We start from the raw sequence: 12,251 nt of genomic DNA, 5'->3' as shown, positions 1-12,251 counted from the left end.
GTTGTTACGGGTCCTATGCTGAGGACCATGCAGATCACCTCGACCGCTGAACTGGAGGACCTGCTCGGGTCGCCGATGCCCCGGGCCGCGAGCAAGGAACGCAGCACCCTGGCACAGACCGACCGGGACTGGCTGGCGCTGTCGCCGTTCGTCCTCGTCGGCACCTCCGACGCCGACGGCAACTGCGACGTCTCCCCGAAGGGCGACCCGCCCGGCTTCACCCACGTCATCGACGAGCGGACCATCGCCCTGCCGGAGCGCCCCGGCAACCGGCGCGCCGACAGCTTCCACAACATCCTCGCCAACCCTCACGTCGGCCTGATCTTCCTGATCCCGGGCCGCCGCGAGACGCTGCGCATCAACGGCCGCGCCCGCCTGCTCACCGACGCCCCGTGGTTCTCCTCGATGGTCGTCGAGGGCCACCGGCCGATCCTCGCCCTCGTCGTCGACATCGACACCATCTTCTTCCACTGCCAGAAGGCCTTCATGCGCTCCAACCTGTGGAAGCCCGAGACCTGGACCCCCGAGGACCTGCCGTCCCACGCGAAGCTCATCAAGAGCGTCCTGAACACCAACGAGTCGCTCGAGCAGCTCGAGGAGTACTACGCCGAGGACCGCTACAGCCGCGGCCTCTACACCTCCTGACCCTTCCCCGCCCCCGCGAACAGTTCGGTGAGGTCCGGGTACAGCTTCTCCAGCCGCCCGGCCTCACCGAACCCCGCAGGCCACCGCGCGCCGGGAATCCCGCGCGGCCTGCGCTCGAACGCGTCCGGAAGCTCCACGAGCGCCGCGTACGTCGGATGCAGCTTGGCGAGGACGAGCTCGAACGCGGCCTCACCCACGCCGAGCAGCTCCTCCGCGTGCGGATAGTCCTCGTCCGACCAGCGCTCACCCCGCATGCCCGCCAGCCGCCGCACCTGCGGATGCTCGGCCAGCAGGTCAGGATCGTCCAGCACCCACTCGAACATCTCCCGCCCCAGCGCCACCACCCCCGGCCGGAAGCAGTAGAAGTTGTCCTCCGACACCTCGGCCCCGGTGATGATCTGGGCCGCCTCCCACAGCTCGCAGGTGAGCAACTGGTCGCACTTCTCCACCATCATCGTGTGGAACCGCACGATCTCCGCGACCGGCAACCGCGCCAGCCGCGCCTCCAGCGCCCGGAACCGCCGTTCCCCGGCCGACTCGACCGCCTGCCAGAACGTCTCCTCATCCACCGCCCCATGATCCAGCAGCCCTCGACACAAACCCGCTGGTGTCGGTCGATCATGGTCGCGATACTGCGCGGATGAGCAGATTTACCGAGGTCATCGTGCTGGCGAAGGAAGCGGAGCAGGTGATGGAGCCGCTCACGCTGCCCGACCCGCAGCGGGGCTGGCACCAGTGCTTCGGTCGCGTCGACGAGAACCAGTTCTACGGCACGAACTTCGGCTCGTCCGAGTGCTACGCCTGGGTCATCCAGTTCCAGCGCCAGACCTGGGCGGGGTTGCTGCCGCTCCTCGAGTCGCTGCCCTGGCCGCGGCCGGAGTCGGTGCAGGTGCTCATCCGCGACGAGGAGGACGACTGTTTCGGCCTGTGGATGCTGTACGACGGCAAGCTGGCCGAGGTGCCGCTGCCTCACACGGACCGCTACAACAACGGCCGCACCATCACGGGCGTCCTGTCCCGCACCGACCGGACATGACCCCCTGCGGACTCGTATACGGCCGCGGTCAGGTGGTGGCGTCGTGCATGGACTTGGTGAAGATGGACTCGGCGTCGGCGTGTTCTTCGCTCTGGGGGCCGTTGCGCACCTCGACGAGGGTGCCGTCGTGGAGGGTGAGCTGCCAGTGGAAGCGGAGCTTGGTGGTGCGGACGGCGGCGGTGATCTCCTCGTACGGGATGAAGCGCGCGCCGGGGGTGGTGGCGAGTTCGCGGGGGTTGCCGTCGGCGAGCCAGCGGCGCATCCGGTAGCGGGCCATGCCCGTCTTGTACCGCGGCATCCCCGGCATCACGAGCAGCCCGTGGCTGAGGATGAGCAGGTCCGCGCGGGAGCCGTCGACGATGGCGGTGGTGATGCCGGCGAGGATGCCGGCGTGCTCGGTGCCGACGCGCTGGCGGACGTGGCGGGCGGTGGTGACGTCGACGCCGCGGGCGTGCAGCTGCCGGCGGGCGAGGGCCACGGTCGCCGGGTCGCAGGCGAGGCCGGCGGGCTGGGAGAGGTCGAGGCGGGCGCCGGAGAGGTCGACCAGGAAGGCGGACGCGGTCCAGGACACCTGCCAGCGGGCCACGCCGGAGCGGACGGCGGCGAGGCGGAGCAGGGTCTCCAGCGGCGCGGCGAAGCGGGTACGGGCCTCGCGGCGGGTCGCGTCGGGGAAGAGCGGGCCGGCGAGGTCGTCGAGGCGGCCGGCGGCGACGAGGTCCAGGACGGCGCCGACGTCGGGGACGGGCCGGCCGACGGCGCGGCTGAACGCGCGGAGCATCGTGTCGGACTGCTCCTGCAGGTCGGAGGTCTGCACGGCGGCGCGGAACTCGTCCCAGGGCAGGACCATGGCGGCCGGCAGCGCCACGGCCTGCAGGGCGCGGCCGGCGGCGGCCAGGTCCGCGACGAGGACGGCGGCGGGTCCGGCGGCGGCGGCGGGTCCGGCGGCGGCGGCGGGTCCGGCGGCGGCGGCGAAGGAGGACTCCGGCGCCGCCATGACGGCCTCGACGCGGGCGGCCAGCGGCGGGTGGGTGTCCCAGCGGTCGTGCGGGCGCGCCGCCGTGACGAGCCGGGCGCGCACCGCCGAGACCTCCTCCGCGCGGGCGCGCAGCAGCGGCGGGAAGCCGCCGAACACGTCGTCGGGCAGGTAGCCGGCGTCCAGGCCGGGGCGCACGACGGTGCCGAGATAGAAGCCGAACACCTGGTCCAGGACCTCGACCTCGCGCAGGGCGCTCGCCGCCGGCAGCCGGCCCGCCACCCGTACCGCGGCGAGATCCGCCTCGAGCTCCTGGCGGCGGCTGACGGCGTTGTGCACGAGCAGGAACAGCGCGGCGTAGGCGCGGAAGACCCAGCCGGCGACGTTGGACGTGCCGAGGTGGCCGATGGTGCGGGCGAGGGCGAGGCGGCCGCGGTACGAGATGCCGGCGAACCTCGTGTGGCTGCCGGAGTAGTGGCCGAGCTCGTGCGCGAGGACGAACCGCAGCTGCGCGACGGTCAGCGTCTGCAGCAGCGGCATCCCCACGTACAGGTGGCGGCGCCCGCCGATCAGCCCCATCAGGTGGGCCCGTTCGCTGACGGCGGCGTTGACCTCCGGCACCAGGTGGATCTCGTCTGGGGCGCGGGTGCCGACCGCCGCGGCCAGCTCGCGCACCGTCTGCCACAGCCCGGGCGCGTCGTGCGGGGTGAGCGGGATGCCCTGCGGGCCCGCGCCGTCGGCGCGCAGCGCCTTCCAACTGCCGTAGCCGACGGCCCACACGTTCGCGACGAACACCGCCACGCCGAGCTTCACGCCGATGAAGCCGGTGGTGACGCTCGCCACCCAGATCGCGAGGGCAAGCCCGGCCGCGAACTGTACGAGAGCGAGGACGTAGAAGCCGGCCAGCATGATCAGCGACAGGAAGGCGCGGACGGCGACGGTCATCGTCAGGCCGTGCTGTCTCTGGCGCGCGCCGTCGACCGGGCCCTGGTGAACGCGACGTCGGGGGTCGCGAGGTACGACCAGGGCCAGCGCGTCACCCGGTCGCCGAGCACGTCGAAGCGCTCGGCGGCGGCGGGCCGGTCGCCGTTGAGCGTGAACGCCATCGCGAACGCGTTGTCGCCGGCGGCCCAGCCGGGGCGCCGCTCGTAGCGGTTGTGCCGCACGGAGCGGTCCGCGGCGAGGCGCAGCCGCTCGCCGACCTCGGGGCTGTGCATGTACTCGCCGTCCTCGCCCTCGGGCAGGTCCAGCCAGTGCTCGATGTGCGCGTCGGCGACCAGGACCCCGAGCGGCGAGCCGGGCGGTGCGGCGGCGGCCGCGGACTCGGCGAAGTCGTGCATCAGCTCGTGCGAGCCGCTCCACTTGCGACACAGCTGCTGCAGCATGTGCGAGTGGGCGTCGCGGTGCCACGGGTGCCGGCGGACCGCCTCGTCGAACCGGCGGCGGGTCTCGTCGAGGCCGAGCTGCCTGGCCCGGCCGAGTGTGACGAGCCCCACCCAGGGCGTCGGGTCGTCGGCGTCGAGCTCGGTCGCGTCGTCGAGGCAGTCCTCGGCGAGCTTCAGCCGGCGGAAGAACACCTTGAACGCGTCCTCGCTGACCGTCGAGGCGCTGCCGTTGCCGCGGGCCTGCCACGCCCAGTCGATCGCGTGCAGCCCCTTGACGGTGAGCGGGGTCGCCTTGCCGGGCACCGCGGCGATCCACTCGTCGATCCACGCACCGTCGCCGGCGTGCTCGCCGAGGACGCGGCAGTAGAAGTACCGGTCGTCGGGGTGTTCGACATCACGCAGCGTCTCCGCCGCCGCCTGCCAGTCGCCGCGCTTCGCGGCCGCGATGAGCCGGGTCGCCTCAGGGTCGCCCTGTGCCGGGTCGATGTCCAGGTGTTCGATCCTGTCTGCGGCTCTTCGCCGGAATGGCCACATCGAACCTGTTCCTCCCCGTGACGGTCAACGGCCCAGAACTATAGGGTCCGCCGTCCACGGCTGCTATCGGCCCCGCGACGGTAGGGCTAGGCCCACTGTTTCCGGGCCGGGGCGCCGCGAGAATGGCGACATGAGGGTGAAGGCGTTCGTGCGGGCCGGGGCCGTCGCGATCGGGCGGGTCGCGCTGCTCGGGCTGCTGTCGCCGCCGGTGAAGCTGGTGCTGCTCATCCTGTCCGTGGTGTCGCTGGCGCTCAGCGTGATCGGGCTGGGGCTCGTGCTGGCGCCGCTGGTGGCGATGCTCGTGCGGGCGTACGCCGACCTGCACCGGCGGGCGGCACGCGACTGGTCGTGGGTCGACATCCCCCGGCCGTACCGGCCGCTGCCCGCGGGCGCGTTCGTCGGGACCCCGCGCCGGTGGTGGTGGCTGGTCCGCGACCCGGCGACGTGGCGGGACCTGCTGTGGCTCCTGGCGGGCGCCCCCGTGGGGCTGCTGCTGGGTCTCGCCGGTCCGGTGCTGCTGGTGTACGGCCTGGAGGGGCTCCTCGGGGTGGCGATCATCATCGACGCCGCGACCGGCCGGTACGGCTACGGCGTCACCTGGCCGATCTCCGACACCCTCGACGTCGTCAGCGTCCCGCCGCAGGGTGCGCTCGTCACCGCCGGCGCCCTGTACGCGGGACCGTGGCTGCTGTGGACGCTGGCGCACTTCGACCGGCTGCTGCTCGCCCCGACCCGCGGCGCCGCGCTCGCCACGCTCGCCGAGCGGGTCGACCGGCTCACCGAGACCCGCACCCACGTCGTCGACGCGCAGGCCGCGGAGCTGCGCCGGATCGAGCGGGACCTGCACGACGGCGCGCAGGCGCGGATCGTGTCGCTGTCGATGAGCCTCGGGATGGCCGAGGACCTCGTCGCCCGCGACCCGGCCGCCGCGCAGGCGCTCATCGCCGAGGCGCGGGAGGCGAGCGGGCTGGCGCTCGCGGAGCTGCGGCACCTGGTGCGCGGCATCCACCCGCCGGTCCTCGCCGAACGCGGCCTCGACGGCGGCGTGCGGGCCCTCGCCCTGACGCTGCCCCTGCCGGTGACCGTCACCGTCGACCTGGCCGGCCGCCCCGACGCGCCGGTGGAGTCCGCGGCGTACTTCGCGGTCGCCGAGGCCCTCACCAACGTCGTCAAGCACGCGCACGCGTCGGCGGCCTGGGTATCGTTGACCCACCTCGGCGGCGCGCTGCACATCACCGTCGGCGACGACGGTGTCGGCGGCGCCGAGGAGCGAAGCGGCTCCGGGCTGACCGGGGTCGCGCGCCGGCTGGGCGCGTTCGACGGCGTCCTGCGCGTCGACAGCCCGCCCGGTGGCCCGACCGTGCTGACCATGGAGCTGCCGTGCGCGTTGTCATCGCCGAGGACCTCGCCCTCCTCCGCGACGGGCTGATCCGGCTGCTCAGCTCGTACGGCTTCACGGTCGCCGCGGCCGTCGACACCGGCGAGGCGCTGCACGAGGCGCTGCTGGAGCACCGGCCCGACGTGGCCGTCGTCGACGTGCGGCTGCCGCCGACCTTCACCGACGAGGGCCTGCGCGCGGCGATCGCCGCCCGGGCCGCGGTGCCGGGCCTACCGGTGCTGGTGCTGTCGCAGCACGTGGAGCAGCTGTACGCGCGGGAGCTGCTCTCCGACCGCCGCGGCGGCGTCGGCTACCTGCTGAAGGACCGGGTCGCGACCGTCGGCGAGTTCGTCGACGCGGTCCGCCGGGTCGCCGGCGGCGGCACCGCCATGGACCCGGAGGTCGTGTCCCAGCTGCTGGCCCGCAGCACCCCGACCGCGGCCCTCACCCCGCGCGAGCGCGAGGTGCTCGGCCTGATGGCGGAGGGCCGCTCCAACGCCGCGATCGCGTCCCGGCTCTTCGTCACCGACAAGGCCGTCGGCAAGCACATCAACAACATCTTCGCCAAGCTCGGCCTGCCCCAGTCGGAGGACGACAACCGCCGCGTCCTCGCGGTCCTCGCCTACCTCAACGCGTAGTGCGATCGGGCGCTCGACAACGGGTGATGGGCGGCGCGGCCTGCCCTGATTCGGCGTACATTCACGCTGAGCGACGGGAGGTGACGCGATCGGAGATCGATTAGGAACGCTCCTGTACCGTGCCAAGAAGACGGCCGCGCGGCACCGCCCCCCGTCCGTGACGGTCAACCGGCGGGCCGCGTCAACCGGCGGCCGCGTCAACCAGCGGCCGCCGGGGTAACGGACGCGGCATGGGTGCGGTGGTGGTCGGGCAGCTGGCCCGCGATCTCGTGATGGTCATGGAACGCCTGCCGGACGTGCACGCGTCGGGGGCGGTCCGGCAGCGGCTCGAGCAGCTCGGCGGGAAGGGCGCCAACCAGGCCGTCGGCCTGTCGCAGCTCGGCGTCGCGACGGCGCTCGTCGCGGTGGCCGGCGACGACCCGGTCGGCGACGCGCTGCTGGCCAGGGCCGCGCTCGACGGCATCGACGTGACGCACGTGGTGCGGCGGCCGGGCACGGCGACCGGGCTGATCGTCGAGGCCCTGGAGGACGGCGGCCGGTGGCGCTACCTGGAGCACCTGCCGCAGGGTGTCCTGCTGACCGAGGCGGACGTGCGGGCCGCCGAAGACGTGCTGCGCGCCGCCGGCGCGGTGCTCGTGCAGCTGCAGCAGCCCCTCGACGCGGTCCGTGCCGCCGTGGAACTTTCAGGCGGGCTGACCGTCCTCGACGGTGCCGTCACCGACCGGTCGCTCCTGCACGGCGCCGACGTCCTGCGCGCCGACGCGCACGAGGCGGAGCTGCTGCTGGGGGTGCCGGCGCGGGAGAAGGACGTCCTGGCGGCGGCGCCGGCGCTGCTGGACGCCGGGCTGCGGCTGCTCGCGTTCGCGCTCGCGGACGGCGGTGACCTGTTCGTGTGGCGCGACGGCCACGAGCGGGCCCCCCACGCGGCCGGCAACGCCGTCGACACGACCGGCGACGGCCACGAGCTGGTCCCCCACGCGGCCGGCGAGGCCGTCGACACGACCGGCGGCGGCGACGCGCTCACGGCCGCCCTGACCGCCGCGCTGCTGGACGGGGCGACGCCCCGGGAGGCGGCGCGGGAAGCGGTGGCGGCCGCCGGGCGCGTCGTCACGCACGCCGGCGGCCGCCCGGGACTCACGCCCCGCCGGCGGTCAGCGTGACCGTCTGCGGGGTGAACGAGGTGCCGAGGACGTCGACGCCGGCGGCCTTGGCCGCGTCGATCGCCTTCTGCATGTAGTCGTTGGTGTAGGCCAGGCCTTCGGGCTTCTTCTTCAGGACGGTGTCGCCGACCTGGTTCTTCGTCGTCATCGAGATGTCGACGGTCTGGTTCCAGGCGGCCTCGTCGACGAGCCCGACGCCCTTCGCGGCGGGCCAGACGAGCTTGTTGACCTCGTTCATCTGCCACAGCTGGTGGCTCTTGCCGAGCTTGGAGCCCTTCGCGACGACCATGTCGCGGCACTCCTCCGGCTTGTCGCGGCAGTACGCCCAGCCCTTGATGGTCGCGGTGAGGAACTTGACCGTCTGGTCCTGGTACGCCTTGTCCTTGAGCTTGTCGGTGTTGGCCCAGACGGCGTCCTGCAGCATCGAGGTGCCGACGGTCTTCCAGTCGATGATGGAGAAGTCCGAAGCCTGGTACAGCGCGCCGGTCGCCGGGTTGGTGGCCTCGAGCAGCTGCGCGTACTCGTTGTAGGACATGGCCTGCGCAACGTCGATCTCCTTCTTCAGCAGCGCCTGCATGTCGAACTGCTGCTGCACGAGGGTGACGTCCTTGCCGGGGTCGAGGCCGGCCTTCGTCATGCCGGCGAAGAGCTCGAACTCGTTGCCGAAGCCCCAGTTGCCGACCTTCTTGCCCTTGAAGTCGCCCGGGGACTTGATGCCGCTGCTGGCGAACGCGACCTGGTAGGTGCCGGAGCGGGCGAAGATCTGCCCGACGTCGGTGATGCCGGCGCCCTGCTCACGCGAGGCGAGGGCCTTCGGCACCCAGGCGACGGCGTAGTCGGCCTTGCCGGTCGCGAGGACCGTCTGTGGCACGATGTCGACGCCGCCCTCGATGAGCTGCACGTCGAGGCCCTGCTCCTTGTAGAAGCCCTTGTCGGCGGCGGCGATGTAGCCGGCGAACTGGGCCTGGAAGAACCACTGCAGCTGCAGCTTCACGGTGGTGACGCCGCCGCTGCCGGTGGTGGTCGTCGTCGGTGTGTCGGCGGTGCCGCAGCCGGCGAGCGCGAGGCTCGCGACGGCGGCGCCGGTGATGAGGGACCTGATCCGCATGGGCGCTCCTCGAAAAAACTACGAACGAACTACGAACGGGCCTTCCAGGGCATTGCGAGACGCTCCAGGAGGAGCGTGGTCAGGTAGAAGACGAGGCCGAGGGCGCAGGCGCCGACCACGAACGCCCACGCTCGGGGATACGCGGTGAACGCGGCGGCGGAGGTGATCCGCGCCCCCAGCCCGTCCTGCAGGCCGCCGAAGTACTCGGCGACGACCGCGGCGATGACGGCGAGGGAGGACGCCTGCCGCAGTCCGGTGAACACGTAGGGCAGCGCGCCGGGCAGGCGCACGAGCCGGGCGAACGTCCAGCCGCCCGCCGCGTAGCTGGCCATCAGCTCGCGGTGGGTGGGGTCGACCTCCCGCAGCCCGCGCAGCGTGTTGATGAAGACCGGGAAGAACACGATGATCCCGGCGACGACCCGCCGCGGCAGGCTGCTGGTGGAGTCGAACATGTTGTTGAGGATCGGGGCGAGGGCGATGATCGGCAGCGCGTTGACGACCGCCGCGTACGGCACGGCGACGTCGCTGAGCAGCTTCGACCGGCTGGTGGCGAGCGCGGCGAGGATCGCGACGGCGGTGCCGCCGACGAGCCCGACGAGGGCGTTGGCGCCGCTGGCGAGCGCGGCGTCGAGCACGTTGCCGCGCTGCTCCACCAGCTGCGCCCAGATCGCCGACGGCGCCGGCAGGATGAACGGCGCGATCCGTCCGGCCGTGACGACGACCTCCCAGAGCACGATCGCGACGACGCCGACCAGCACCGGGGGCAGGACCGATCGGAGGTATCTCATGCCCGCAGCGCCTTCCGGACCGCGGTGACGTGCTCGAAGTAGGCCGGGGACTGCCGGGCCGCCTCGTCGCGGGCCGGCAGGTCGATGTCGACGGTCGCGGTGATCCGGCCGGGCCGGGCGGACATGACGACGACCTTGCCGGACAGGAACACCGCCTCGGAGATCGAGTGCGTGACGAAGACCGTGCTGGTGCCGGTCTTGGCACAGATCTGCAGCAGCTCGCCCTGCAGCCGCTCCCTCGTCATCTCATCGAGGGCGCCGAAGGGCTCGTCCATGAGCAGCAGCGGCGGGTGTACCGCCAGGGCCCGCGCGATCGCGACCCGCTGCTGCATGCCGCCGGACAGCTGAGCCGGGTAGTGCCCGGCGAAGTCGGCGAGGCCGACGAGCGCGAGCATCTCCTCGGCCCGCTGCCGGCGTTCCGCCTTGGGCACCTTGCGCAGTTCGAGGGGGAGCTCGACGTTGCGCCGCACGGTGCGCCACTCGAAGAGGCCGGCCTGCTGGAAGGCGATGCCGTACTCCTGGTCGCGGCGGGCCTGCGCGGCCGGTTTCCCTGCGACGGTGACGGTGCCCGCGGTAGGCTCGATGAGGTCGGCGATGAGCCGCAGGAGGGTGCTCTTGCCGCACCCGGACGGCCCGATCAGCGACACGAACTGTCCACTGTCGACGGTCAGGTCCACGTCGGACAGCGCGGTCACCTCGTCGGGGCGACCCGCGTTGAACACCTTGCTGACACCAGCGATCGAGACAGCGCTCATACGACGTTCACCTCGACCCTACGCCTGTGCCGCATGAGGGGAAGCTCGAGCAGGCTGACGGTGCCGGCGACGACGAGGCCGAGGACGGCGGCGCCGAGCATGGCGGTGTAGACCTTCGCGGGGTCAGAGGTGGCCTCCCTGGAGTACTCGATGACGAGCCGGCCGATCCCGCCGCGGGTGCCGGTGGAGATCTCGCCGACGACCGCGCCGACGACCGCGGCCGCACCGGCGAGGCGCAGCGCGGGGAACAGGAACGGCAGCGCGGCGGGCAGCCGCAGCTTCAGGTACGTGCGCCACCAGCCGGCGGCGTAGGAGCGCATCAGCTCCACGCCCGACGCCGACGGGGACTGCAGGCCGCGCAGCAGTCCGACGGCGACGGGGAAGAACGCGAGGTAGGAGGCGATGACGGCGACCGTCATCCAGTCCTGCCACGGGTACGGGCCGAACGACAGGGCGCCGCTCCAGCCCGCGACGAGCGGCGCGAGCGCCACCAGGGGCACGGTCTGCGACAGCACCACGTAGGGCAGCAGGCCCCGCTCCACGACCCGGAACCGTTGCATCAGCGTGGCGAGGACGAAGCCGATCGCCGTACCGGCGAGAAAACCGACGGCGGTGACACCCAGCGTGAACAGGCAGGCGTCGGCGACGACCTGCCACACGGGACGGCCGCCGGTCAGCTCCGGCCGCCCCAGCCGCTGCGCGACCGTCCACAGGTGCGGCATCGACAGGTCGTCGGCGCGGGGCAGCACCTTCACGCCGAGGACCGCGGTGCCCTCGGGGTCGCCGACCGCCTTGTACCCCTCCCACAACAGGGCGAAGACGACCAGCCCCCCGAGAGCACCGAGGACCTTCTTCATGACAGCGCCGGGATGATCTGCTCGCCGTAGGCGCGCAGCGTCGATTCCTTCGCGTCGTGCTGCAGGTACACGGCGAACTGGTCGACGCCGAGTTCCTTCAGCTCGTTGAGCCGTTGCAGGTGTTGCTCGACCGGGCCGAGGACGCAGAACCGGTCGATGATCTCGTCGGGCACGAAGTCGGTGTGCGGGTTGCCGGCCCGCCCGTGCTCCGCGTAGTCGTAGCCCTTGCGGCCCTTGATGTAGTCGGTGAGGGCCGTCGGGACCGCGCCGTCGCTGCCGTACCGCTCGACGATGTCGGCGATGTGGTTGCCGACCATACCGCCGAACCACCGGGTCTGGTCCCGCTGGTGTTCGAGGTCGTCGCCCACGTACGCGGGCGCCGCGACGCAGAACTTGATCGCCGCCGGGTCGCGGCCGGCCTTCTCCGCCGCGTCCCGCACCGCCTTGATCATCCAGGCGGCGATGTCGGGGTCGGCGAGCTGCAGGATGTACCCGTCGCCGACCTCGCCGGTGAGCGCGAGGGCCTTCGGCCCGTACGCGGCGACCCACACCTCGAGGCGGCTGTCGGGCGCCCACGCGAACCGCAGGTCCCGGTCGCGCAGGTGCACCTCCCGGCCGTTGCCGAGCTCGCGGATGACCTGCACGCACTCGCGCAGCTCGGCGAGGGTCGTCGGCCGGCTGCCGAGGACCCGCACCGCGGAGTCGCCGCGGCCGATGCCGCAGACGGTGCGGTTGCCGTACATCTCGTTGAGGGTGGCGAACAGCGACGCCGTCACGGTCCAGTCGCGGGTGCCGGGGTTGGTGACCATCGGCCCCACGATCACCCGCTCGGTGTCGGCGAGGATCTTGCTGTAGATGACGAACGGCTCCTGCCACAGCACGTGCGAGTCGAACGTCCACACGTGGCTGAACCCGGCCGCCTCCGCCTGTTTCGCGAGCTCGACCGTTTGCGTCGCAGGCGGGTCACACTGGAGCACCACCCCTACATCCATAC

At 72.5% G+C, this 12,251-nt stretch carries 13 protein-coding genes; 5 read left to right on the top strand and 8 right to left on the bottom strand.

The features are described from left to right. The first annotated feature begins 15 nt into the window (after positions 1 to 15). On the top strand, positions 16 to 645 hold the full coding sequence (locus tag ABZ321_RS20365; protein ID WP_344502573.1) for a pyridoxamine 5'-phosphate oxidase family protein: 630 nt from the start codon (positions 16 to 18) through the stop codon (positions 643 to 645). Here the strand turns inward: ABZ321_RS20365 and ABZ321_RS20360 are convergent. Further along, positions 633 to 1,214, bottom strand: a complete 582-nt coding sequence (locus ABZ321_RS20360; protein ID WP_354893258.1) for a DUF4240 domain-containing protein — start codon at positions 1,212 to 1,214, stop codon at positions 633 to 635. The genes ABZ321_RS20365 and ABZ321_RS20360 overlap by 13 nt on opposite strands. 71 nt (positions 1,215 to 1,285) lie before the next feature. On the opposite strand from ABZ321_RS20360, the gene ABZ321_RS20355 reads away from it, so the two are divergent. Then, positions 1,286 to 1,681, top strand: coding sequence for a hypothetical protein (locus tag ABZ321_RS20355; RefSeq protein ID WP_354893255.1), 396 nt, complete (start codon positions 1,286 to 1,288; stop codon positions 1,679 to 1,681). Between the two features lie 28 nt (positions 1,682 to 1,709). Here ABZ321_RS20355 and ABZ321_RS20350 read toward each other — a convergent pair whose 3' ends face one another. Both ABZ321_RS20350 and ABZ321_RS20345 read right to left on the bottom strand, forming a co-directional pair. Beyond that, positions 1,710 to 3,599 carry a M48 family metallopeptidase gene (locus ABZ321_RS20350; RefSeq protein WP_354893252.1) on the bottom strand — a complete coding sequence of 630 codons (1,890 nt, stop codon included), beginning with the start codon at positions 3,597 to 3,599 and terminating at the stop codon, positions 1,710 to 1,712. A gap of 2 nt (positions 3,600 to 3,601) precedes the next feature. After that, entirely contained in the window at positions 3,602 to 4,573 is a 972-nt protein-coding gene (locus ABZ321_RS20345) for a hypothetical protein (RefSeq protein ID WP_344502577.1), read from the bottom strand. A gap of 130 nt (positions 4,574 to 4,703) precedes the next feature. Between ABZ321_RS20345 and ABZ321_RS20340 the strand changes: the two genes are divergently transcribed. From ABZ321_RS20340 to ABZ321_RS20330, 3 genes are all read left to right on the top strand, one after another. Further along, positions 4,704 to 6,002 carry a sensor domain-containing protein gene (locus tag ABZ321_RS20340; protein WP_354893248.1) on the top strand — a complete coding sequence of 433 codons (1,299 nt, stop codon included), beginning with the start codon at positions 4,704 to 4,706 and terminating at the stop codon, positions 6,000 to 6,002. Next, positions 5,954 to 6,589 carry a response regulator transcription factor gene (locus ABZ321_RS20335; RefSeq protein ID WP_354893245.1) on the top strand — a complete coding sequence of 212 codons (636 nt, stop codon included), beginning with the start codon at positions 5,954 to 5,956 and terminating at the stop codon, positions 6,587 to 6,589. Before ABZ321_RS20340 ends, ABZ321_RS20335 begins: the two co-directional genes overlap by 49 nt. A gap of 230 nt (positions 6,590 to 6,819) precedes the next feature. After that, on the top strand, positions 6,820 to 7,749 hold the full coding sequence (locus tag ABZ321_RS20330) for a PfkB family carbohydrate kinase (RefSeq protein ID WP_354893242.1): 930 nt from the start codon (positions 6,820 to 6,822) through the stop codon (positions 7,747 to 7,749). Here the strand turns inward: ABZ321_RS20330 and ABZ321_RS20325 are convergent. From ABZ321_RS20325 to ABZ321_RS20305, 5 genes are read right to left on the bottom strand one after another with little or no spacing between them, the layout of a single operon-like run. Continuing rightward, positions 7,724 to 8,857, bottom strand: a complete 1,134-nt coding sequence (locus ABZ321_RS20325; RefSeq protein ID WP_344502581.1) for an ABC transporter substrate-binding protein — start codon at positions 8,855 to 8,857, stop codon at positions 7,724 to 7,726. The two genes, ABZ321_RS20330 and ABZ321_RS20325, sit on opposite strands and share 26 nt — an antisense overlap. Before the next feature lie 29 nt (positions 8,858 to 8,886). Continuing rightward, a complete protein-coding gene (locus ABZ321_RS20320; RefSeq protein WP_344502582.1) occupies positions 8,887 to 9,645 on the bottom strand; it encodes an ABC transporter permease in 759 nt (252 codons plus the stop codon). Continuing rightward, the gene (locus tag ABZ321_RS20315) at positions 9,642 to 10,400 is read right to left on the bottom strand and encodes an ABC transporter ATP-binding protein (protein WP_344502583.1); all 759 of its coding nucleotides are present in this window, start codon (positions 10,398 to 10,400) and stop codon (positions 9,642 to 9,644) included. The genes ABZ321_RS20320 and ABZ321_RS20315 overlap by 4 nt, the downstream gene beginning before the upstream one ends. Continuing rightward, entirely contained in the window at positions 10,397 to 11,257 is an 861-nt protein-coding gene (locus tag ABZ321_RS20310; protein WP_354893238.1) for an ABC transporter permease subunit, read from the bottom strand. Before ABZ321_RS20310 ends, ABZ321_RS20315 begins: the two co-directional genes overlap by 4 nt. Then, positions 11,254 to 12,249: a TIGR03842 family LLM class F420-dependent oxidoreductase gene (locus tag ABZ321_RS20305; protein ID WP_344502585.1), complete on the bottom strand. Its 996-nt coding sequence runs from the start codon at positions 12,247 to 12,249 to the stop codon at positions 11,254 to 11,256. The genes ABZ321_RS20310 and ABZ321_RS20305 overlap by 4 nt, the downstream gene beginning before the upstream one ends. Positions 12,250 to 12,251 lie beyond the last annotated feature (2 nt).

It is taken from the genome of Dactylosporangium sp. NPDC006015, assembly GCF_040614215.1.
Classification (GTDB): Bacteria; Actinomycetota; Actinomycetes; order Mycobacteriales; family Micromonosporaceae; genus Dactylosporangium; species Dactylosporangium maewongense.
Note: the sequence above shows the minus strand (reverse complement) of the source record. Positions and strands in the feature narration are given on the sequence as shown.